29 protein-coding genes and 4 tRNA genes are annotated in these 20,933 nt (G+C 62.9%); 5 read left to right on the top strand and 28 right to left on the bottom strand.

Annotation, left to right across the window (positions count from 1 at the left end; genetic code table 11):
* Nucleotides 1-71: 71 nt before the first annotated feature.
* Nucleotides 72-1,115 (bottom strand): UDP-N-acetylmuramate dehydrogenase, encoded by a 1,044-nt coding sequence (gene murB, locus ABE485_RS02895; RefSeq protein ID WP_346513300.1) that lies wholly within the window; start codon nucleotides 1,113-1,115, stop codon nucleotides 72-74.
* A 227-nt stretch (nucleotides 1,116-1,342) separates the two neighbouring features.
* Here murB and ABE485_RS02890 point away from each other — a divergent pair.
* The 5 genes from ABE485_RS02890 (at nucleotide 1,343) to ABE485_RS02870 (ending at nucleotide 2,847) form a co-directional block, all read left to right on the top strand.
* Nucleotides 1,343-1,418: transfer RNA gene (locus ABE485_RS02890), tRNA-Gly, on the top strand.
* A 415-nt stretch (nucleotides 1,419-1,833) separates the two neighbouring features.
* A tRNA-Gly gene (locus tag ABE485_RS02885) sits at nucleotides 1,834-1,909 on the top strand.
* A 126-nt stretch (nucleotides 1,910-2,035) separates the two neighbouring features.
* Nucleotides 2,036-2,111 (top strand) — tRNA-Gly (locus ABE485_RS02880).
* A gap of 55 nt (nucleotides 2,112-2,166) precedes the next feature.
* Nucleotides 2,167-2,240 (top strand) — tRNA-Cys (locus ABE485_RS02875).
* Nucleotides 2,241-2,583: 343 nt separating this feature from the next.
* Nucleotides 2,584-2,847 (top strand): hypothetical protein, encoded by a 264-nt coding sequence (locus tag ABE485_RS02870; RefSeq protein ID WP_346513298.1) that lies wholly within the window; start codon nucleotides 2,584-2,586, stop codon nucleotides 2,845-2,847.
* Here ABE485_RS02870 and ABE485_RS31215 read toward each other — a convergent pair.
* From ABE485_RS31215 to ABE485_RS02740, 27 genes are all read right to left on the bottom strand, one after another.
* Nucleotides 2,844-3,005: a hypothetical protein gene (locus ABE485_RS31215; RefSeq protein ID WP_430795384.1), complete on the bottom strand. Its 162-nt coding sequence runs from the start codon at nucleotides 3,003-3,005 to the stop codon at nucleotides 2,844-2,846. The two genes, ABE485_RS02870 and ABE485_RS31215, sit on opposite strands and share 4 nt — an antisense overlap.
* Nucleotides 2,959-3,351: a hypothetical protein gene (locus ABE485_RS02865; RefSeq protein WP_346513296.1), complete on the bottom strand. Its 393-nt coding sequence runs from the start codon at nucleotides 3,349-3,351 to the stop codon at nucleotides 2,959-2,961. Before ABE485_RS02865 ends, ABE485_RS31215 begins: the two co-directional genes overlap by 47 nt.
* Nucleotides 3,348-3,848: a hypothetical protein gene (locus ABE485_RS02860; RefSeq protein ID WP_346513294.1), complete on the bottom strand. Its 501-nt coding sequence runs from the start codon at nucleotides 3,846-3,848 to the stop codon at nucleotides 3,348-3,350. Before ABE485_RS02860 ends, ABE485_RS02865 begins: the two co-directional genes overlap by 4 nt.
* Nucleotides 3,845-4,123, bottom strand: coding sequence for a hypothetical protein (locus ABE485_RS02855; RefSeq protein WP_346513292.1), 279 nt, complete (start codon nucleotides 4,121-4,123; stop codon nucleotides 3,845-3,847). Before ABE485_RS02855 ends, ABE485_RS02860 begins: the two co-directional genes overlap by 4 nt.
* A gap of 1 nt (nucleotide 4,124) precedes the next feature.
* A complete protein-coding gene (locus ABE485_RS02850; RefSeq protein ID WP_346513290.1) occupies nucleotides 4,125-4,433 on the bottom strand; it encodes a hypothetical protein in 309 nt (102 codons plus the stop codon).
* Between the two features lie 55 nt (nucleotides 4,434-4,488).
* Entirely contained in the window at nucleotides 4,489-5,919 is a 1,431-nt protein-coding gene (locus tag ABE485_RS02845; RefSeq protein ID WP_346513289.1) for an acyltransferase family protein, read from the bottom strand.
* A gap of 62 nt (nucleotides 5,920-5,981) precedes the next feature.
* Nucleotides 5,982-6,455, bottom strand: a complete 474-nt coding sequence (locus tag ABE485_RS02840; protein ID WP_346513288.1) for a hypothetical protein — start codon at nucleotides 6,453-6,455, stop codon at nucleotides 5,982-5,984.
* A gap of 10 nt (nucleotides 6,456-6,465) precedes the next feature.
* On the bottom strand, nucleotides 6,466-7,206 hold the full coding sequence (locus ABE485_RS02835; protein ID WP_346513286.1) for a gp53-like domain-containing protein: 741 nt from the start codon (nucleotides 7,204-7,206) through the stop codon (nucleotides 6,466-6,468).
* Nucleotides 7,207-7,857 carry a DUF2612 domain-containing protein gene (locus ABE485_RS02830; protein ID WP_346513284.1) on the bottom strand — a complete coding sequence of 217 codons (651 nt, stop codon included), beginning with the start codon at nucleotides 7,855-7,857 and terminating at the stop codon, nucleotides 7,207-7,209.
* On the bottom strand, nucleotides 7,854-9,044 hold the full coding sequence (locus ABE485_RS02825; protein WP_346513282.1) for a baseplate J/gp47 family protein: 1,191 nt from the start codon (nucleotides 9,042-9,044) through the stop codon (nucleotides 7,854-7,856). The genes ABE485_RS02830 and ABE485_RS02825 overlap by 4 nt, the downstream gene beginning before the upstream one ends.
* A complete protein-coding gene (locus tag ABE485_RS02820) occupies nucleotides 9,037-9,381 on the bottom strand; it encodes a hypothetical protein (RefSeq protein ID WP_346513280.1) in 345 nt (114 codons plus the stop codon). Before ABE485_RS02820 ends, ABE485_RS02825 begins: the two co-directional genes overlap by 8 nt.
* Nucleotides 9,378-10,085: a Gp138 family membrane-puncturing spike protein gene (locus ABE485_RS02815; protein WP_346513278.1), complete on the bottom strand. Its 708-nt coding sequence runs from the start codon at nucleotides 10,083-10,085 to the stop codon at nucleotides 9,378-9,380. Before ABE485_RS02815 ends, ABE485_RS02820 begins: the two co-directional genes overlap by 4 nt.
* Nucleotides 10,070-10,894, bottom strand: a complete 825-nt coding sequence (locus ABE485_RS02810) for a baseplate hub protein (RefSeq protein WP_346513276.1) — start codon at nucleotides 10,892-10,894, stop codon at nucleotides 10,070-10,072. The genes ABE485_RS02815 and ABE485_RS02810 overlap by 16 nt, the downstream gene beginning before the upstream one ends.
* Entirely contained in the window at nucleotides 10,887-11,195 is a 309-nt protein-coding gene (locus ABE485_RS02805) for a hypothetical protein (RefSeq protein WP_346513274.1), read from the bottom strand. The genes ABE485_RS02810 and ABE485_RS02805 overlap by 8 nt, the downstream gene beginning before the upstream one ends.
* The gene (locus ABE485_RS02800) at nucleotides 11,192-11,734 is read right to left on the bottom strand and encodes a phage baseplate protein (protein WP_346513273.1); all 543 of its coding nucleotides are present in this window, start codon (nucleotides 11,732-11,734) and stop codon (nucleotides 11,192-11,194) included. The genes ABE485_RS02805 and ABE485_RS02800 overlap by 4 nt, the downstream gene beginning before the upstream one ends.
* Complete coding sequence (locus tag ABE485_RS02795; protein ID WP_346513271.1) at nucleotides 11,734-13,350, bottom strand: phage tail tape measure protein; 1,617 nt, start codon at nucleotides 13,348-13,350, stop codon at nucleotides 11,734-11,736. Before ABE485_RS02795 ends, ABE485_RS02800 begins: the two co-directional genes overlap by 1 nt.
* A 90-nt stretch (nucleotides 13,351-13,440) precedes the next feature.
* Nucleotides 13,441-13,896, bottom strand: coding sequence for a hypothetical protein (locus ABE485_RS02790; RefSeq protein ID WP_346513269.1), 456 nt, complete (start codon nucleotides 13,894-13,896; stop codon nucleotides 13,441-13,443).
* A gap of 8 nt (nucleotides 13,897-13,904) precedes the next feature.
* Nucleotides 13,905-14,354: a phage tail fiber protein gene (locus tag ABE485_RS02785; protein ID WP_346513267.1), complete on the bottom strand. Its 450-nt coding sequence runs from the start codon at nucleotides 14,352-14,354 to the stop codon at nucleotides 13,905-13,907.
* Nucleotides 14,355-14,411: 57 nt separating this feature from the next.
* Nucleotides 14,412-15,920: a DUF3383 domain-containing protein gene (locus ABE485_RS02780; RefSeq protein WP_346513265.1), complete on the bottom strand. Its 1,509-nt coding sequence runs from the start codon at nucleotides 15,918-15,920 to the stop codon at nucleotides 14,412-14,414.
* A 9-nt stretch (nucleotides 15,921-15,929) separates the two neighbouring features.
* Nucleotides 15,930-16,457, bottom strand: coding sequence for a phage gateway protein (locus tag ABE485_RS02775; protein WP_346513263.1), 528 nt, complete (start codon nucleotides 16,455-16,457; stop codon nucleotides 15,930-15,932).
* Nucleotides 16,454-16,822 (bottom strand): phage collar protein, encoded by a 369-nt coding sequence (locus tag ABE485_RS02770; RefSeq protein WP_346513261.1) that lies wholly within the window; start codon nucleotides 16,820-16,822, stop codon nucleotides 16,454-16,456. Before ABE485_RS02770 ends, ABE485_RS02775 begins: the two co-directional genes overlap by 4 nt.
* Entirely contained in the window at nucleotides 16,819-17,295 is a 477-nt protein-coding gene (locus ABE485_RS02765) for a hypothetical protein (protein ID WP_346513259.1), read from the bottom strand. Before ABE485_RS02765 ends, ABE485_RS02770 begins: the two co-directional genes overlap by 4 nt.
* Complete coding sequence (locus tag ABE485_RS02760; RefSeq protein ID WP_346513257.1) at nucleotides 17,292-17,720, bottom strand: DUF4054 domain-containing protein; 429 nt, start codon at nucleotides 17,718-17,720, stop codon at nucleotides 17,292-17,294. The genes ABE485_RS02765 and ABE485_RS02760 overlap by 4 nt, the downstream gene beginning before the upstream one ends.
* A gap of 1 nt (nucleotide 17,721) precedes the next feature.
* On the bottom strand, nucleotides 17,722-18,072 hold the full coding sequence (locus tag ABE485_RS02755; RefSeq protein WP_346513255.1) for a hypothetical protein: 351 nt from the start codon (nucleotides 18,070-18,072) through the stop codon (nucleotides 17,722-17,724).
* 59 nt (nucleotides 18,073-18,131) lie between these two features.
* Nucleotides 18,132-19,214: a major capsid family protein gene (locus ABE485_RS02750; protein ID WP_346513253.1), complete on the bottom strand. Its 1,083-nt coding sequence runs from the start codon at nucleotides 19,212-19,214 to the stop codon at nucleotides 18,132-18,134.
* Nucleotides 19,215-19,229: 15 nt separating this feature from the next.
* Nucleotides 19,230-19,712 carry a structural cement protein Gp24 gene (locus tag ABE485_RS02745; protein ID WP_346513251.1) on the bottom strand — a complete coding sequence of 161 codons (483 nt, stop codon included), beginning with the start codon at nucleotides 19,710-19,712 and terminating at the stop codon, nucleotides 19,230-19,232.
* Nucleotides 19,709-20,920, bottom strand: a complete 1,212-nt coding sequence (locus tag ABE485_RS02740) for a DUF2213 domain-containing protein (RefSeq protein WP_346513250.1) — start codon at nucleotides 20,918-20,920, stop codon at nucleotides 19,709-19,711. The genes ABE485_RS02745 and ABE485_RS02740 overlap by 4 nt, the downstream gene beginning before the upstream one ends.
* Nucleotides 20,921-20,933: the final 13 nt, after the last annotated feature.

The following is a 20,933-nucleotide window of genomic DNA, read 5'->3' as shown; positions in this document are numbered from 1 at the left end:
AAAGGACCCCGCGGGGTCCTTTTTTCATCTGAGGTCGGCCGCACCTGGCCGGCCGCACCTGGCCGGCCGCGTCAGATCACCACGGGCTCCGGCTCCAGGCGCACGCCATAGCGCTCGGCCACGGCGTCCTGCACGGCGCGGGCCAGGCCCATGATGTCGGCGGCCGTCGCGCCGCCGCGGTTGACCAGGACCAGTGCCTGGCGGTCATGCACCCCCGCCGCACCCAGCGCACGCCCCTTCCACCCGCATTGGTCGATCAGCCAGCCGGCCGCGAGCTTGTAGCGTCCATCCGCCTGGGCATAGGAAACCAGACCGGGAAAGCGGTCCGCCAGTTCGTCGCGCTGGGGCGCGGACACGATCGGATTCTTGAAAAAGCTGCCGGCATTGCCCGTGACCGCCGGATCGGGCAGCTTGACCCGACGGATATCGCAGACGGCATCGAACACGTCGCGCGCGCTGGGCGACCCGCCGGCCAGACGTTCGTGGCGCAGCAGATCGGGATAGCCCAGCACGGGCCGCCACGGCCGAGGCAAGGCAAAGCGCACGCTGACGATGACCCAGCGTCCGGGTTCGTCGTGCTTGAACGCACTGTCTCGGTAGGAAAACCGGCAATCCGCCGCGCGCATCTCAACATAGCGCGCCTGCCGCACGTCCCATGCCGTCAGGCTGTGAAAGCGCTCTTCCAATTCGACGCCGTACGCGCCGATGTTCTGGACCGGCGCCGCGCCTACGGTACCGGGAATCAGTGCCAGGTTCTCCAGCCCGTCCCATCCCTGCGCCACGCACGCCGATACAAAGCCATGCCAGTTCTCGCCACCGGCCGCTTCGACAAGCCACGCATCCTGCCCGGCCTCCAGCAAGCGCACGCCCTTGAAGGCCACCCTCGCGACCAGCCCCGGCACGCGTTCTGGCAGCACCAGGTTGCTGCCTCCGCCCAGCACGAGCAGGGGCGATGCCTGCCGAGCCAGCTCGGACAGCGCGGGCAATTGCGCCGGATCATCCAGCGTGACGAACGCGTCGGCCCGGGACGCCAGCCCCAGCGTGTTCAGGCGGGTGAGGTCCTGCGCAACGGGAGACAAGGAATCGGGCACGTTGCCTGCAAAGGAATTTGACATGGGTGCTACGAGGTGTGCTACAGTTTTTGTCTTCGCTCAGTTTACTTGATTGAGATTTGAAGCCGATCCAAAGGCAGCATTCAGAAGCGCCCGCCCAAAGCAGGCAAGACTGAAGAGCCCGCCAGGACAAGCCGAAAAAATCATGCTAGAATGCGCGCCTTCTGATCGATAACCAAGTTGATCAGAGTGAATAAGAAACGAGGTTCTGCGCAGTTTACGGAACCAATGCGGGAGTAGCTCAGTTGGTAGAGCGCAACCTTGCCAAGGTTGAGGTCGCGAGTTCGAGACTCGTCTCCCGCTCCAGATTCGTATTCGTAGTGCTTCACTGCGAATCTTGAAAAGGCCCCTGTCGGGGCCTTTTTTCATTTCGGCGCTACGGACGCCGCGCCGCCCCCGACAGCACACGCCCGTCAGGCAAGCCTTCTTTTCCGGCGCAAGGCTTTCCGTAAAGCTTGCCCGTCTCTCTTGATTTCACCGCCAAGCTTTCGCATGGCGCATCTACATCGATGCGTCGACTGCGTCCATCCAGGCTCGCGCGGACCGAAAGCCGCGCCGCCTTCGGACTGGAGCATCCTGGTTTGCAGGCACGCCAGGCGGTTCAACCAAGCGGTTCAACCAGGCGACGCCATCGGAAAAATCAACAACCGCGACAGACCGCGTGCAATTTTTCAAAAACTCGTTATACTCTCGCCTCTTGCAAAAAAACGGCAAGAAAAATGCGGGAGTAGCTCAGTTGGTAGAGCGCAACCTTGCCAAGGTTGAGGTCGCGAGTTCGAGACTCGTCTCCCGCTCCAGATTTGCGGTCTGCTGTGCAAAGACCCTAAAAAACATGTACAATCGCTGTCTTTGGTGAACAGGCGCCGCGGCAAAGGCCACGAGCGAGGCTCACTAAAAAAAAACGGCAATATGCAGTACCCCAAGCGGGAGTAGCTCAGTTGGTAGAGCGCAACCTTGCCAAGGTTGAGGTCGCGAGTTCGAGACTCGTCTCCCGCTCCAAATACAAAGAGGAAGCAACGGCCCACACCGCGCTTCCTTTTTTCTTGCAAGTGCTGGCGCAATGGCAGAGTGGTTATGCAGCGGATTGCAAATCCGTGTACGTCGGTTCGATTCCGGCTTGCGCCTCCAGTATTCTCAAGGCTCGCAGCGATGCGGGCCTTTTTCTTTTCTGGCTAGGTGTGGGGAAATTCTGCCGTTCAAACGCAGAGGACTGTACATTCATACAGCCATGTCCTACTTCATCCCCCTATCCCAGCGCCCCGGAGGCTGCTGGACGTGCACCCACTGGCACGGCGAGACGACCGACCAGGGGCGCAGGCCGTACTGCCGCCGAGAGCCCGACCACAAGATAGCGCCTGCCTTCCCAGACGAGGGCTGCGGTTCGTGGTTGAGGGAGATCGGGGCGGACGACGAGATCCGGCTGTCCAGGCAGCGCGGGCCGACTGGCTACGATGACCGAAACGGGAACACGATGACCGAATACACCAACACCCGGCCGGTGCACGACATCTGGCTGCGCGCGCTGCCGGCGCTCAAGGGCGTCAAGAATGGTGACTATCTGACCATCGAACTCTTGCGCGCGGCATTCGGCCTGGAACTGGGCCGCAAGCTGCAGGAAGTCCTTGCCGCCGGCGAGCGCGACGGGCTGCTCGTAATCGACCGCGGCGCGTCGCCCACCACTTACCGGGCGACGTCCATTCTGGAATGGGGCGTGCGCGGAGGCAGCGACGACTAGCGCGCAGGGCTGGCCCAGGCGTCGACCACGGCCTGGTGCCGAGCGGCGCACTCCGCGTACTGGAACGCCAGCGCGGCATGGGCCTGTGCCAAATCGTCCCAGGACGGCGAATCAACGCGGGGGACTGGCGGACACGGCGCGCTGAGATTGACGGGCAGCGTTGGCCGCGTCGATGGCTTCGTTGGTTGCGCGCACCCGGCCAGGGTCGCGAACGCAGTCAGCAGGCAAAGGGCGCTGAACGATTTCACGGGTGTACCTCTCGATGACCTGGGGTTTGGCGGTGGCCAGCTTGTCCGCGGTGTCGGCCAGGCTCTGCGACAGGCCGGTCAGGCGCTCGGCCTCAGTCTTGAACTCTTCCAGGCCGGCCACGCGGTGGGCCTCCTGGCACTCGGCCCGGCCGGCCTCATACTGGCTGGCGCCATACCAGCGCACGCCGACGACCGCCGCGGCGAGCAACGCGGCGCCGATCAGGTATGGCATCGCGGAGCGCAGCAGCGGGTTCATCGGGTCACCTCGGCCACGGCGCGGGCATACAGCCCCGGCCACGTCTGCGCATGCGGCTTGCCCGGCCGCCAGGTGCGCAGGTAGAGATTCCAGGCGCCCTGCTCATCGCCGACCGCAGGCAGCCGGCCGGGATCACTCCACAGCAGCAGACGCGCCAGCCCGGCGGCCAGCACATCGTCGTGCTCGATGGCATCCCAGATGGCGGCGTCGCGCGCCGGGACGCCCCGGGCTTGGTAAAGGTGGGCGGCCGCGGCGCGGGTGGCGGCGTGCAGCCGGACGCCGTGCACCATACCGCCGCCCTGCTCGGCCTGCCAGAAGCTTTTCGCCGGCCCTGTGGGGCGCGGTGGACTGCCCACCAGCTGGCGCCGATGTTCGAAGCGCGATTCCTGCAGGCCGGTCGCGAGCAACTGGATGCGCGCTTCGGGCGTGTCCATGTTGGCCGGCAGCAGCGCCAGGGCCGGGTCGATGCCGGAGGCGACGATTTCTGAAAGGGTCATTGCTTGGAACTCCGGATGTGCTTGACCGTCACGGCGGCCACGTAGAAAGCGGCAGAGGCCGCAAGCGCAGCGTCGCCAGCGCTTGCCCAGCCCGCCGCGAAAATGCGGCAGGCCGCGCCGGTCGCCGTCAGGCCGACCGCCGACAGCCCAATCCGCTCGAGAGTCGTGTCCCTGACGGAGCGCGCGAACACGGCCAGCGCCGCACCGCCCGCCACCACCAGCCAGCAGACGAAGGCCAGGACGGCCCACAAGGTCAGAATGATGGTGCTGTCCATGTCACGCCCCTTTACCGCGCACGCGGTCGATCACGGCTTGCCAGAGAGCGCCAACCGGCGCGGCCTGCACCGCCTCCCAGGCGCGGGACACGATGGCCATGCCGAACATCCCGGTCAGGAAGCCGGCCAGACCCTCGGGGATGCCCAGCATGAGCGACAGATAGGGCGCCGCGTAATAGGCCACCAGCGAGCCACTGGCCGCCATGCTCAGGCGCGCCGGCCAGGACCCCTGCAGATATCGCATGGACACTGCGGCGCCAAGCACGCCGGCGAATTTCGCCGCGAAGGCGTCGAAGTCTTGGATATTCAATCGCGTCCCCTATAGACGTAAAAAAACCCGCCGAGGCGGGTTTGTGGATTTGGTGTCACTTTGGAGGCAAAACCTCGATCACTACGGGGTCGACAAGTTGCCGGCCGTCCTTTCCGTGGATCTTGACCGAATACTTCCCCGGCACAGAAGAGAAGACCTTCGGCAGCATTATCGACATGCCGTTCTTGACGACCGTGATTCCGGTCTTGTAGCACTCAATCTCGGCTGTGGACTGCATGTCGGGACGACCATTCATTTGCACCCACATCGCCAAGGTGCCATCGGCTTGAAGGGGACCACGCTCGCCAATCTGATACGACCGCGGCCCGTAATTGACAACCTCCAATGGCTTTCCGCTCAGGATGAAGCGGACGTCGTCCCACTGAAAGTAAAGTAAACCGCCGATTATCGACACCACTGAGACGACGAACGCTGCAATGCCCGCCTTGACCTGCACTGCTGGGCGAACCACTGATCTAAGGCGAAGGGCTGGACGCTCCAACCAGATAAAGGATGCAGTGCTTATTGCCAGTGACGCCGCAAAGCTAAATGCAGCCGTAGTCCACACTCCCATTCCGTAGGTGTGTAGCAGTAGGTAAACGATAGGCAGGTGCCACAAGTAAAAGCCGTACGAAATTCGGCCGAGTCCAACCAAGGGTCTCAAAGACAGCGCGCGCGAGTCCAAAGAGTCCCCGTGAATCACCACGCGCAGAATCACCATGAGCGTCAGCACGGAAACAGCGAGCCCATGCTCGACGTCCCAGAAGATGTCGTAGGTGATAAAAACGGCGAACGGCAGCGCCAACAAAGGTATCGAAGCCAACACCCGAACGACTCGCTGGGGAAGACCAGGCATGCGGCTCGCCATGGAACCAACGGCGCCTACCAGTATTGCCTGAGAACGCGTATCAGGCGCCAAGTAAATGCGGTCATAACCAAGGTTGGCGTGCACCATCCAGAACTGGTAGACGTAGGAGAACACCAACAGCGCGAGGGAAAGACCGAAAGTCACACGCGCGTCCCGGAAGCGGACCAGGAATAACCAGACGACGGGCCAAACGAGATAAAACTGCTCTTCGACGGACAGCGACCAAGTATGGCCAAGGTAAAAGCCAAACCCATCCTTTAGGGCGCCCGTCCAGGATTGCGTGTACAGAATTGATGAAAGAGCGTCTGCGTATATGCTAGGCCTGCCATCGAAGATCCAACATATGGCAGCTACGACTGCACAAATAAGTGCAAGGGGCGGGAAGAGGCGCAGAAATCGTTTGAAGTAAAACGTCCCGAGAAAACCCGCCTGCCCCCGTGAGTTAGCCAACACCTCAGTTATCAGGTAGCCACTCAGGACGAAAAAAATATCTACGCCATAGACCCCACCGGGCATTAACCCGAGGTGGTTTATGAAAACCATCAGGACAGCAACGGCACGCAACCCATCAAGGGCGGGGACATACCGAAGGCTATGTGGCGGGGTGAATTGTGTCATTGTTATGGCGGCTTTGGCCGCCGCATTTTACACATGAACCCCACCTTCCCCGCCCAATGCAATCAAGCAGCGGGGAGCGAGAAGGCCGGCAGACTGGCGATCAGCTCCGCATCACTTGGGATTTGCTCGCCATCGCCGGGTCCGACCATTAACTCGCTAAACCGTTCCCAAACAAGGCTTCTCCACTCGCGCAGGGCTGCCCCCTCAATTCGAAACTGCGGCACCGCAGGCTCATCCGCATATGAGATGGCTGTGGCCATGTCGTCGTAGCCGAGACTCATGGCTTGCGAATCGAGATGCGCTTGCACGACAACCCGCTTGTGAAGCAGCATCTCTTGGCGAGTCGGCACGGGCGTCGTTCGAAGGTCCATCTCGCCTTGGGAAGTCACACCCACGATAATGCCCCCACCCGCCTGCCAGGACATCGCGCGTTCGTGTTGGCCCTCCTTAAGCTGCACTGCGTCGTCCGGTATGTTCTCGCCATGGATTTCTTTGACATAAAAACCCTTGGTTTCATTCGAGAAAAAGAAAAGCATATCCACCCCCTTATTTCCAACGCCCGTACGCAACCCAGTCAATCGCCTGGTTTCCCACCCCTCCTGATGCGTTGCGGACTCGTGCGGCGAAATTGGTAGTCGTCGACAGGTCCACCAACGCACCGATCAAAGTTCCGGGGTTCCCTGCGACGGTGGCAACTACCGATGTCGGGGGGGCCGCAAAGGCGATGGGAAATGTAACGAGGAAGTCGGCCGTCGAAGCGGTGAGATTGCCCCCTTGCACTAGCAATCCACCCGGATATCGTTGGAAGAAGTTGGCCGGGCCAATAGCTTGGTTTGCGCCCATAAAGGCGTCGTCCAGCGTCTTTGGCGTGAGGAGCGTGGCATCGTCTGTCATAGCCTGCGCTTGAGCAGTCGTCGCAATGCCAGACCCCATGGGAACCCACGCCGCCCCGACCGTTCCAGGCTCGGTCGTATTTGCATCCCCTGTGGACCGATACGTCAGAGCGTTGTGAGAAACCTGCGCACCCAGCGGCCAGCCTCCATCGATGGTCTGCCACTTCGCGAAGCCGGTCAGCTGCATTTCGCCAAGCGCCGCTGTCAGCTCGTTGAACACGCCGTTCATCTCGGCGCGACCGACCGGCCGATAGTTCGCGTTGTCGTTGGGAAGCTCGTAATCGGGCGTCCAGCCAGCTTGTAGCGACACCTTGCCGTCTGGTTGGTCGGCCGTCGCCAACGCTTCTTTGTCGCCCGTAGCCGCGAACGGCGTCTTATAGATCCTGGTAGCCATTTACGCTCCGAAGTTTCCGTTTTCAAAATTGAGATGGGCTGGGCCGAAGCCCCACGACGGCCGCACCTGCACGGCCCACCTGAGACCGACTGTCGACGGGCGGGGAAGAATGTCCGTGTTTTCCAGCAGCCGGCGCAGCCGATAGTCGGGCGTGCTCGAGAACATGATCGTGGTCGTCGTCATGTCGTAGTTGTCGAACACGAACGCCGATCCGGGCCCGAACACGCTTTCCAGGGCTCGGTTGATGTTGGGAGCCGTAGGCCGCATGGTTATCTGGAACCACCGCAGCTTCAGGAGCTTGCGAGCTGATTCGATATCCAGGCCGACCTGCCCGTCGCTGGCTCGGCCAAAATTCCCGTTCTCAAAGTTGGCGTTGTTGACGCCGAACCCGAATACGCCTTCCACGCGCCGCGGCGCGCCGATCTCCAGGGAGACCCCGAGGATGCGTGCCCAGACTGAAAGCCCAAATTCGTTAGCTGTGTCCAGGTCGAATACGTCGCGGTGCCAGTTGCGCCAGAACTCCGATTGATGATCGTCGATCCAAGTCTGATCATTTCGAGCCAGCGCGACGGCGCGCGGCGCGCCCTCGTACTGCCAGAGGATGGACCGCATCAGGTCGACCGAGAAGTCGAATTGCTGGGTTCCGCTCATGCAATCACCACCTGGATTGAGCTGCGCTGCGTGCGCGCGATCTCGTTGGGCGCAATCTCCATCGTGTCGGCCGACCAGGTGCCCGAGCCGACCACCGACAGTTCCACCTTCTTCACGAAAATGGTCGGCTCTTGCTGATTGATGGCGCTGGCGATTTCGAACGTCGACACGTCACTGCCCACAACAAAGCTGACGTCGCCCTCGATGTCCCCGTTGACGTAATTCATGACCAGGTCTGGAATCAGCTGCTGCACGTCCAGCGCGCTGGCCCGCACCGTCACCCGGATCAACAGGGCGATTTCCTCGGGTCGGTCAAACTTGACCTCGTACAGTCGACCGTTCACCGGGTCAGGAACCTGAACCACCACCGCGCCGTTGTACCCTCCGCCGACAGTCTTGGTCTCGAAGAGCGCTTGGGCGACCTCCTCGTCCGTGCCGCCCTCCACGCATGCCCAGATGCTGTGCTTGCGCATAGGGATGCCGTCGATGACCTGGTCCACGTCGGCATAGTTCTCCAGGTAGTAGCAGGAGCGCACGGCCTCGATGCTGTAAAGGCGTGACACGATGGCCTCATTGATCGACGTCGTCTGTAGCGCCAGCGTCTGCGCGCGCCGGCGCCGCAAGAGGACGTCGTTCTCCTCCACCTGGCCCGGAATCGCCGCGACAGGGTTGGTGATCGTCTCCCACCCCAGGACGCTCGACGCGACGGTGTTCAGGCCGCCAGGCGGCACGACTATTTCGCCGTCCTGCAGCGCGCGCAGGTTGCCCGAGGCGGCGCCGGCCGAATCCAGCACCACCGTCGTGACCAGTTCGAACTGCTCGCCTTGCGCGGTCTCGGCGATCGAGCCGGCGGGCACGTTCGTGCCGGGGATGCCACCGAGCAGCGCGCCGACGATCAGCGACCTCACGCTACTGCGACGCCGGCCACCGGTCAGGCCTACAAGGGAGTCCAGGAAGACGCCTCCGGCCAAGTTCGGATTGATCTGGTTGGCGAGCTCGGCGTTGTTCCGGGCGATCGCGTCCCGCTCCTCAGTGATGCGGGTGATCAGCATGCCCTGGGGCGTCGCCGGGTCCGTCGGCATATCCGCGCCGAACACCGCCCGGAACTCTGCTTCCACCTGGGCCCGAGTCGTGGCCGTGTCCACGACGATGACGCCGCGGTTCGCGATGAAACTGTAATCAGCCATTGATCGTTACCGTGCCGTATGTGGTTTGGAGCGTCGCCGTGTACTTCAGCGTCTCGCCTTCGATTTGGGTGGTCAGGCTGACGATGCCCGTGACGTCCGGCGTGCCCAGAAGCCTCCGGCGCAAAGACGCTTCGAACTGCGCCAGGTTCGGCTGCTTGCTGAACGCTTCGCGAAGGAACGGGATGCCCTCGTCGTAGGCGTGGATCATCTCCGCGCGCGCCGTCGCGGCGAAGTGCTTGGCTTCCTGGGCCACGGCGTCTTGATCCGTCACCATCGCTAGGTTGCCATTGGGCAGCGTCACGAAATCGTTGTCGTCGTCGGTCTGGAACGAGATCAATTCGGGCCTCCCGAGTTGCCACTACCGGTCTGCACGCCGCTATGCGTGTGCGTGCTGCCAATGTTCTTGCCGTCGTGTGTCAGCGTGCCGCCTGACATCGCCACATTCCCGCCGCTGGTGGTCACGTTGCCTTTGAACTCGATGTTCCCGACCCATTCCGTCTCGGGGATCTCGACTTTCGCCTTGGGCGCCTTGATGCGCACCTCGCCGGCGTGCAACGAGATGCAGACCGAGCCATCCATGGATTGCAGGACGAGCGCATCGGCGTTATCGCCGTCGATCGCCCAATCCTTGATCGTGTCAGGAAAGAACATCGCGTCCGAAAACGAGTGCAGGCGCTCAGTGTTCGGCCAATCTTCCCGGCCCCCGCGCTGGAACATCAGGGACACGTCTCGGTCGTTCGCCTTGAGCCAACCGAAGTCGCCGGGCTTGATGGGGAACCGCATGAAGAATCCCCCGCCGCCGAAGCGGAACACCGGAATGTTCGGGATGCTGCCGCGGGAAATCTTCTGCCCATCCGTCGTGCCGACCATGATGAGCGGCTTGATCACGGCCCGGTTCGAGGCGTCGTCATAGGAGACAACCTGCGCCGGCAGCATATCGTCCAGATTCTCGCGAATGAACGACCGGATCCAGGACTTCAGGACGCCCGGCAGGCTTCCATCGTCGGCGCCGTCGATATCGGGAGCTACAGTCGGCTGCATGTCGCTTGGTAGAAAAAGGGATCTTCGTGGCTGGCCACGTCGAACTTCAGTTGATCGATCTTGTAGTCGCCGTTCAGCGACCGATTGAACTTGCTCTCCAGGCGCAGCGTGCCGCCCAGGACCGACTCGCCGTCGATCAGGTAGGTCACCTCCACGCCCTTCTCGTTGGCCTTCGGGATGCCCACCATGCCGCTGTTCATATTCAGGATCTTGACTCGACCGCTGACAGCCTTGTCGAAGTCCTGCACGATCAGCCGGGTGTCGTCAACAAACGCTCGCACCCCGCCGGCCTCGGCCAGCCGGTTGACTTGGCCCAGCGCGCCACCGGTGTAGGTGTAGTTCCCGATCAGCTTGTCCAGCGCCTGGAAGACGAGCGTGGCGCCAATGTCCGTGGCCACAGCCGCGGCGATCGCCGACAGTCTCGACGTCGCCTGCGCGCTCTTGGACACCACCAGGCCGTTGGCCGCGTTTCCAGTCTTGGATTTCAGGACGATATCGACGTCCGGCGGGCTGCTCGGCTCCGCGCTGATGATGTCGCCCGTGTAGACCTTAAACAAGCCAGTGGAGACGCGCCCGACCTCCACGACCAACCGCTTCGGCGTCCGATTCTTGTTGAACGGACTCGTCTCGGTCAGCAGGAAGTCACGCGTCTCGCGCCGCAGGTTCGAGATGGTCACGCTGCATTCGTTCTGCGTGGCGTTGGCGTACTTGGTGCCGCTGGCCTTGATCCGCATGCCATCCGCGGCGCTGTAGTAGTTCATCCGGCCGGACACTTCGATTCCGATCCGTATGGCGCGTAGGTCAATCATTGATGCCGACCTCCGCCGGTTCCAGGTAGATCAGTGACTGTGACCGCCCGAACTCTTCCCACCATGGCAGTTCGCCATCCCGGGTCAGGATGGCGAAGTTGCCCTGATGGCTCAGGTGCCGGTACGGCAGGATGGGATATTCAGCGATGATCCGCTGGCCCAGGACGAGATCCACGCCATCGCGCCGGACGTCAGCCAGCATCATGCCGCGCGCGACCTTGATGGTCAGCTCCCACAAGACGCCGTTGATCGTGGCGGAAAACGTCTGGTTCGGCACCGCCAACAAGGTGATGTCTCTCACTTGAACACCCCGCTCAAGACGCTGCCCTTCCGCTCGGTGCCAGCGCCGGATTCCTCCGATGTCTGCTGGCCGCGCTTCACCGTGCTGGACTGGCTCTTGTTTTCCACCTTCGCCGGCGGCAGCTCGCCGAACTCTGGCTTAACCTCAAGCCACTCCTGCAGCCGCACCGGCACGTTGATGGCCATGCCCAGCTCTGGCGTCTCGTCATGCGGCATGTCTACGATCAGCATGCTCTCGTAGGACTTGACCTTCGTCTGGACCGTCAGCAGCTTGTTCTTGTCGAAGGCCTGGCGCAGAGATTCGAACTGGTTTCGCGTGTCGTCGGCCAGCAAGAAATCGATCTGGATTTCCGTCAGCTCGCGCACGACATGGTCGGACCTCTCCGTGCCGTCCTCGACCGCGAACTTGGTGGCTCGCTTTGCCTCCCTCACCGCAACCCGCATAGGCTCGGCGGAGGCGAATAAGATCTCGAAGCTCTCAGAATCGAGGATCGCCACCTGTTGCTGCGTGGACGTCGATAGGCTGTCTGATAGCTGCATTACCGTTTCACTCCACTGGCAGAATCAGCCTGCAGGTTCTTGAGCTCGTCCTTCAGGCCGCCACCGATCGACTGGCTGATGCCCTGGGCGTCAGTCGCCTGGGTTTGGACTGTGACCTGGCCAACCTGGACGTTGGTCTCCGTGTGCGTGTTGCTGGCGTTCGAAATGGCGTTCGACGTAACCGAGTTCATGGGGTTTGCGGCGGCCTGATCAAGCTGAGACTGCGCCGCCTTCATGTTCTCGGCCGCCTTGGACTCCGCATCGGACACGCCTTTCGAGACTGTGGAGGCTGTCACCTGGATGTCGTCGCCGCCACCGAAGCCTAGCCACTTGCCGATTTTCGCGATCACCGACGAGACGCTATCGAACACGCCGCTGATGTAGGACCAGGCGCTCTTCACCACCCCCACAACACCCTGGAAGATGGCACCGATGGACTTCCCCATCGTGGCGAACGAATTGACCGCACCGGACGCAAACGACTTGACGGATTCGTAGGCGCCGGCCAGCGCCGCCGTCACCCATTCGAACGCGGCCTTCACCGCCTCGGCCATCGCCTTGACGGTTTCCCCGACGATTGGGTATTTCTCCGAGATTTGCCCGATCAGCGAATCGTTCCCGTCAAGGAAGTTCATCACGTCGTCGTACAGCAGCGCGAACAGCGCCACGACGGCAGCGATCGGAGCCGCGACCGCCAGGAACGGAGCGATCAGGGCCCACACCGCCGCGGTGGCCGAAATCACCGCGGGCAGGAACATGGCCGTCAGGATCGTCGCCAGCCCAATGAAGAAGCCCTTGACGAAGGTGTCGTGCCGGTTCATCCACGACACCACTGAATCCAGCTTCTGGATGAACCAGGTGATGGCCGGGAGAATCCAGTCCACGATCCCGCTCGTGGCCACGCCCGCGCTTTGCTTCAGCTTGGCCAGCCCCTCGGAGTAAACGCGGACCCGCTCGGCGGACTCCTTGGTTACAACGCCCTGCTCCTTCTGCACGCGCAGCATGCGCTCCACTTCCTGACGTCCCTTCAGCAGCAGCTCAACCGTTCGGTTGTCCGTGATGCCGAGTTCCTTGATCTTGAACACGGCCTGCTCGCGCCCCATGCCCTCAACCGCACCAGCCAGCTCCAGCATGCCCTGCACGGCGTTCTTCGCGTTTCCCTGGGCGTCTTTGAGGCTGATCCCCAGCCCCTTGAAAGCCTTCGCGCGTCCAGAATCCATGTCCTGCAGGGCCTCGCCGATGGATTCGGCCATATCCGTCAATGAGTCCCGGGCGCCTTGGGCATCTCCGCCCATGCGCTCAATGGCCTTGCCGAACGCGTCGACGTCCTCGATCGCCACACCGAGCGCGTCGCTGGTGTTGCGGATCTGCTCGACCGTCTGGACGTGGTTGTTGAACGTCTCCAGGGCCTTGGACGCTGCGACCGTGGCCAGGATGGCGGCGCCGATCCGGGTGAAGGCGCCCTTGATCTTCTGCTCCATCAGCCCGGCGCGCCCCTCCGCCGTCAGCATCGACTTACCGAACTCGTCGGTCTTCTTCTCGGACTTGTCGATCTCCTTGTTCAGCTTGGAGTTGTCCGCGTCGATGATGTAGGTCAGAGCATCCAGCAAGGCCATGTCACTTCCTCTTTTCCGCTTCCATCGCGCGGATCTCGTTGACCTTGTTGGTCGTGGCGATTTCCCAGAGGTCCATCGCCTCCTCTAGGTCTATTTCAGTTTTGAGCTCGACGAGTCGGGCGAGGCCGGAGCTGACAATTGATCCAATAAAGGGGTCAGCATTGGCATAATCGAGTGGAGACACTTTTCCAGCAGGCAATCGAGGAAACCGCGTTGCCCGCCGAGTCCGAAAAAACCGGTGTTCTCCTCGATCATCTCGATCTCCAGCTTCATGAGCTGGATGCCATCGTCGACGTGGTTGTCGATCAGGGCCGCGGTGGTCAGCCGCTGCTCGCGTCCGTCCAGATCCACGGCCACATAGCCCATGAGCTTCTTCATGACCTCTTCCGAGGTCTGGTAGTCGCCCAGCTTGGGGATGTTGGACAGCGGATACTTGGCGATCACCTCCCGCGCCACCGTGGCCGGCAGGCGGGAAATCGTGAATGCCTTTTCCACGCCGTCACGGTTCTTCACCATGACGACGCGGGGTTTGATCAGGTCTGCCATGGTTGCCCTTACGCGCGGGTGCGGGAGAGGTTCTGGAAGGCGAAGGTATAGGACTTCGACTTGATGCGGCCGGCCGACGCCGGCGAGTTGCCGGGCATGCCGTTGGTCATCTTGCCTTCGCTCAGCGTCAGGCTGGTGTCGTCCGGGTACGTCCCCACCAAGGTGATCACGTCGCGAGCGTGCCGCTTGTTCTTTGCGGCGCGGTTTGCTTCGAAGATGACGGCGAGGTTGTTGTCGGCCTCGCTACCCGGGATAACGTTGATGGTGATGGTGATGGGCGTGGGTGCGCTGAACGTCACCAGGTCGCCGTTGACCGTCATGGCGGCAGTCGCAATGTCGATCGCCGGCAAGTCGAACGGATCCGCGTCGTCCGCGAACTCGGTGATCGTGAATCCGGACGGGAATGACTCGCTGGCCACGCAGCGAATCGCAACGCCGATAGCGGAAATATCGAACATGTCTGATCCTCAAATGAAAGACGGCCCGCAGGCCGCCCAAAATGTTGTCCTGCCCGGTCAGACCAGGTTGTGCGAGCCGTCGACCTTGCGGACCATGTCGCCCTTCGAATAGACCAGCGTGTACTTGGCCGTGAACTCGGTCACTCCCGACTCGCCCGTTTCCTGCTCGATGCTGACGTTGAACCAGTAGCCGTTGTCCTGTACGTCGTGCCAGGCCAGCGGATCGTTGGTCAGCTGAGTCACCGCGACCTTCTGCAGCTCGGTCAGGGTCTTGCCGATCAGGATCGTGCCGTTGTTCAGCGCCTTGTTGACGCCGCCCTGGACGATCGCCATGACCATGCCTCGGCCATCGTTGTTGGCCGGGATCTTGTTCGTGGTGAGCAGCAGGCTCATCAGCTGGGCCGTCATGTACGCCTTGAGCCATTGCTCGTTGGCGTGCACCGACATGTCCAGGGGCGCCGTCGCGCCGCCCATCAGGTAGCCGCGCTGGAAGAACGAGATCTTCTGGCCGGCACTGGCGGTCTGGCCGTAATAGTTGACCCGGCGCGCGTCGTAAAAATCGGCCATCTGGTCGTCCGTCACGTCGGACGTGAGCGTCACACCGGACTGCCGATACATGTAGTTGATGGTGGCGTTGGTACGGTCGTAGTCCGTGGCCGCCATCACCGCCATCGGCAGGGCTTCCTTGTACTCGTCGGCCGTGCTGTTGAGGATCAGGGCGTTGGACGCCGTGCCGATCATGGCCGCGTTCCAGGTATCGGCCGTCACCGAATCGACCGACCAGTACATCTGGTACTTCACGTTCTCGCCCGAGACGTACTCCGCGAGGGGGATCGCGTCTTCCAAGTCCACCGCAACGCCAAACGACGCCGAGCCGAACGAATCGGTCACGTTCTCCGCCGCCCGGAAGGCCTCCAGGGGCGTCATGGCGGCCGAGCCGGGGGAACCGATCGCCTGGGCGCCCTGCAGCGCCAGCATCGCGCCGATATCGCTGCCAGTGGCCGGCGATACCACAATGGCACCGGGGCCCGTCGCGGCAGACTCGACCGTGAAAGAACCGGCGATGGCGTCATAGGTGACGGTCGCGGCGGTGCCGGTCTGCGCGGTGGCCGCGGTGGCGATCGCAGTCGTCACAAGCTGGGCCACGTTGGTCAGGCTGGTCGCCGCCGACAGGTTCACGCCGGTGAGCGCGTAGGAGAACTCGCCGACCTTGATGTTCATCGCGCCAGCCGTGACGGCTTGGAAATCCGCCAAGCTGGCCGAGATCCGGTAGCCGTACACGCGGCCTGGGCGGGCGACGTCAGGATAGGCCGCGAACTGCAACTCGGGCGCCTGCGAGGCGGGCGCCGGGCTGACGTACGAGAAGTACTGGCCGGCGAAGGCCGCCTCGGGCGAGTCCGAGCCGAAGTAGTCGTCGGCGCCGCCCGGGCGCACAGAGACGATCTGGCCGACAGGCACGCGCGGATCAGTGGTGAAGCGCCGGCCGGTCAGTTGCTGCTGGGCGACGGCATTGGCGCCGATCACCGCACTGATGATCCGGACGTAGCGAGTCATCTTGATGGACATGTCTTTTCCTCAAATGCGATGGATGCCCGGCGCAACCTGTTGGATGTGTGCCGTGGCCTGGGTGATGTTGCGTTGGTGGGTGAATATGACGGTGAAGTTCGGGTTGAAGTCGAAGTTGTCTCGGTCGTTCACGAATGCTGGCGTGACGATGTCCGTCGCGCGCTGCACGCCGATGCCGGCCGCCGTCATGGCCTGCGTGAATTTCATGGACTGCAGCAGCCCGCGCACCACCGACAGGACGTCGGAGGCAAGCAACTGCTCCGGCGCGTTCAGGTCATCCTCGACGAACGCCTGAAACTGATACATCGACTCGTTGATCTGTGATTCCGTCGCCGTGAGCGCGGCGCCGTCATCGCGGTACTTGCGCGCCTGCCAGCCACGCTTGCCCCGGCCTACAGGGAAGAAATAGATGCCGTCGTCGACGCGGCCCTGCTTCGTGGGCTGGAACGCCGCGAGGACGGGCAGCGTTACCCCCTGCTCCGGCAGCAACGCCAGCAGCGCGCCGCGTACGGTGGCCTCGAGTTGCTTCTGCTTCATGCTGGCCCCACGTCAACGCACAGGATGCCGCGCCAGCCGTCCTGCGTGTACCAGTCAGCACCGCCCACCACGTCATGCCGGCGTCCGCCGTAGATCAGCTGGTCCGGCGCCGCGCCGCGCTGCACGTTCTCCACCGGGTGGGACGTGTACAGGTTGAAGTAGCGCTTGGCGGTATCCAGTCCCAAGTCGCGGATCGTCGATTCGCCCACCGGCTGCCAGGAACCCTGGATCGGCTGCGGCAACTCGTACTCGTTGACCCACTGCCCGCGCGCATTCTCGGTTCGCCCCTTGAATTTGAGCCATACCGGCGACTGCTGCGCAATCACGCCGGCAGCCAGGCCCAACAGGTTGATTCCTGGAATCACGATCTATCCTCCACGACGTGGCTGACGGACTGGATCATCTGGCCGGTATCGACCAGGGGCTTCTTGGACACCCCCGGCGTTTTCTTCCTGGCCTGACGGGCTTCCAGCGTCGTCTTCTTCAGGGGCGGCGTCGTCAGCAGCGAGATGGTCCGGGCGATGTCGCCGGCTGACCGCGCGCCCAGCGCCTCGAAGGCATGGCCGATGTCGACCCTGCCGTCGATGGCGCCGCGCACTGCCCCGGCGATCTGCCGGCCCCACTCGGCCTTCTTCTGCTCTGCCGTGGGGCGCATGAAGGGGCGCGCCGGGATGTTCCCCTGCGGATAGCCGTATTCCTGGATGGCCGCCACGTAAGCGACGGGCGTGCCGTCCGGATACTTGGCCTCCGGAAAGAACCCGACCCGGATTTGCTTGCCGCCGACGTCTTTCAACGTCGCCTGCAGCTTCTCCGTGCCGCCCTTGCGCACCACCTTCATCGGAACCTTCCCCCGCGAATGGACAGGCCGCCCACGTTGCGAAACGCCGCGCGCTCGGGCAGGCCGCCCACGTACACCCCGCCAGCCGCGCAGCTCTTGGACAGCGCCAGGAACTGCTGCCCGTAGGGCGTCAGGTTCAGCCAGTGCGACCAGGAATCGGTCGCGGGCGGCGCCTGAAACGACACGCTCACCTTGTCGATGGTGGCCGAAGCCAGCGCGCCCGGCGCGCCGCCATTGCCCGACTCGGCATTCAGCCGCAGTTGCAGCAGGTGAGCCGTGATCAGCATCCACAGCTGCTCGTTGCACTGACAGCCGCGCCCGCTGGTGTAGCACTGCGCCCATTCCGCCACGGCCTGCACGATGTCATCCGGGACGGCGCTGAACATGGGGAACAGAATCCGGAACTTCGCCAGCGGGAAGTCCATGTCAGGCCTCGGCGTCTTTGACCTTGGCGCCGGCGGGGTTGCGCTTCTTCGCCGTTTCCGGGGTATCCTGGGCCGACTTATCGGCGGCTTGTAGGTTGCGAGCCGCGAACGTTTCCGCGTCCTGCTTGTCGTGGCTAGCCGACACGAAGCCGTTCTTCGAATGCGCCTTGAACACGATGTTTTCCTGCAGCAGGTTGAACTCGTCCTCGGAGACGCCGGTAACCATGCCCTTGGGCGTCACCAGTTGCTTGTTGGCCACGTTGGCCTTGCCCGTGACCAGAACCGACTTGCCGTTCTTGAGCTGGTAGCGCTGGTCGTTGCTGAGCGTGCTGTAGATATAGATGCGAGACATTTCGACTCCAGAAATGAAAAAGGCCGGGTTTCCCCGGCCCTTTGGCCACTGCGCGACGATCAGGAAGCGCTTATGGTCATGCGCGCGAACGCCCAGGGCCGCAGGATGAAGATGCCAGCCGTGGCGTTGATGGCGTCCTCGATGTAGCCCTTGATTCGGTTTTCACTGCCAAGGACTTGGTAGCGGACCGGAACCGGCTGGGCCAGACTGGCCGCTTCGATGTCGGAATCGTCTTGCTCCGCAGCGTTTTCCACGAACAGATACGCCACGTCCAGGCCACCGTTGGCATCCTTGAATTCGGGCGAGGTGACTACACGGAGGTTCGGGAATTCATCTTGCAGCCATTTGCGGAAAGTCATGCCCGACGCCGCAGAGCTGTATACGCTGAAGATCGACCGATAGCCGTTCGGCAACACCAGGACGAATTTCGCCGAATCCTTCACCTGTCCGCCCATCTGAGTTTCGATTTGGCTGTAAAGCCGGTTGAACTCAGTGACGAGCTGATCGAAGGTGGCCGTTGCCCACGGGGTGCCCGTCGTCAGGTACGCAGGCAGGCTGGGGTCATTCAGCAAGCCATAGATGTTGGTTTCGGGCTGGTTGAAGCCGTAGAAACCCACCTGGTTGCGGCTGATGTCCAGCGACTCCGTCGCGGCGCGGCGCTTTTCGTCCGCCGCCTGGTAGCCGATGGCGGCCTGGCGGGCGTCTTCCAGCTTGCCCACCTGGAAGCCCTGTTCGAAGCGCACGACGCCGCGCGATTCGATGGACTGGCGGTAGTCGGCCAGCGGGATGTTGGTCGTGTCGCCGTACAGCTCGGCCTTGGCGGCAGGCTCAGCGACGCGCAGGTTGATCGAATCGTCTTCCCAGCGACCGACGGTGGTGATGCCCGCGATCTCGTCAATGTTGCGCACCTGGGTGACGACGCGCAACGTGCCGGGCAGCCAAGTCTGGAGCATGTGCGACAGCATCGCGCCATTCGTGACGGCCGGGCCGGTCAGGGCCGAGTCCATCGCGCGCACGCCGACGCCCAGGTTCTCCAGGTCTTCGAAGCCGATCTTGGCATCGCTGCCCAGCTTGACGGCGCCGCGCGAGAGGGCCAGGCGGCCGCTCATGTGCATGTGCACCTTGGATTGAGTTTTTGCCATGGTTTATTCCTTTGATCAGGGCGCTTCGGCCGGGGTGGGCAGGACCACCAGACCGTTGAGGGCGATCACCGCCAGACGCGGGGTCTCGACGCTGGGTTCGTGGCGGGCGATGTGCGCGCCGGGGATGACGGTGCCGGTCTCGCCCGAGGAGATGATGCCGGTGGCCGGGTCGAAGGACAGAGGCAAACCGATGTTGCCGTCATTGCCCAGCTGAACGTTCACCTCGCCCATGGTGAGGAACTCGCCGACCGTGCCGTTGCGGGCATAGGTCACGTCGATCGCATAGGCCTTGGGGTTGATCAGGATGCCCGCGAAGGCGCCCGTGCCGCCCACTTCGACCGTGTCGGTGCCGGCCTTGTAGGTGAACGCGCGACCGAAGACGTTTTCGGTCTCGTCGGCCGAGTCGATGATGGCCGAGGCGGCGCGAGTCGGGCCGTCATGGCTGATGTTGCCCGGGATGCCGGACAGCAGGTAGGTTCGTGCGGTGTTCGGGATCATTGCTTTTCGCCCCAGACTTTGGCGGCCGTGTCTTCGGCGCGCACGGTTTTGGAATCGCCGACGATCTTCTCGGCGTCGGATTTGGCGGCCTGCAGGTAGCCTTGCAGCACCGCGAGCTCGGCGCCGTCCTGCGCCTTCAGGCCCAGCTTCTTGACGGCGTACTTGGCGACGTGGTCGGCCGAGACCAGCAGCGCGCTGTCGAAGGCGCCGATGAACGGCGTCACGCGCTTGACCAGAGCGTCGCGGTCGGCGATCTGCTTGATCACCGCGGCGGCGTCATTGGCCTTGATCTCGGTGCGCAGCGTGCCGATCATACCCATGACCTGGGCGTCCGCGGCGCGCTCGGCGATCTTGTTCTTGGCGGCGCCCAGCTTGGCCAGGGCGGCGTCCAGGGCCTTGCGGCTGTCGGCCGTGGGGGCTGCCTTCACTTCTTCGGCGGCGGCCTGAACTTCCTCGAGGGCGGCCGTAACTTCTTCGATCGCAGCCGTGGCCGATTCGACCGCGCTGGTCGCCTGCTCGGCGGCCGCCGCGGTTTCTTCGACGGCGTCCTTCTCGGCCGGCGTCACGGCTGCCGGATCCGGCACTTCCGCGTCGGTGACCGCCTCCTTGTTGGGGTCGTTGTCCGAGACAGCGGCAGCTTTTTCCGCCAAGATTTTCTCGATCAACGCCCGGAATGCTTGTTCCATTTCGGGGGTGATTTCCATATTGATGAACTCCGCTGAGTCGTAGGTGATTGTGAGGCAGTCCTGTACAGCCACGTCCGGCCCCGTCCTGCCCTCTTTAACGGATGCCAGATGATTGAAGCGAATGTCGCGCTGGATGACCTGGTACTGCTTGCCATCAAACACGCCTTCGGTAAAGTCGTACCAACAGCGGTAGCTGGGCGAAAGCTCCACCTTGCCGCGGTCGATCAGGTTCTGCATGAAGCCGGAGTAGGCTCGGATGCTGTTTCTGATGTACGGGTAGTCGAACCGTGCGGACTCGCCAGTTGTGCCCTGCACACCCTTCTTCTCCGGCGGCGTCCCGTCCTTGCCCAGAAACTCGTGCTCGTCAATCCACGGCACCAGGTTGGCCGAGGCGATGGTCTCGGGCTTTTCCAGCTCTTCCTGCGGCCGGTACACCATGTAGATCCGGTCCGGATCCGGCGCCCCGATCTCCCGGCCCAGGTACGGGAACACGCCGACCTTCGTGATCGGGTTGTCGCGCACCAGCAGGTAGCCG

The organism is Achromobacter spanius (assembly GCF_039673305.1).
GTDB classification, from domain to species: domain Bacteria; phylum Pseudomonadota; class Gammaproteobacteria; order Burkholderiales; family Burkholderiaceae_B; genus Achromobacter; species Achromobacter spanius_F.
The sequence above is the reverse complement of the archived record's forward strand: the minus strand, read 5'-3'. Positions and strand labels throughout refer to the sequence as shown.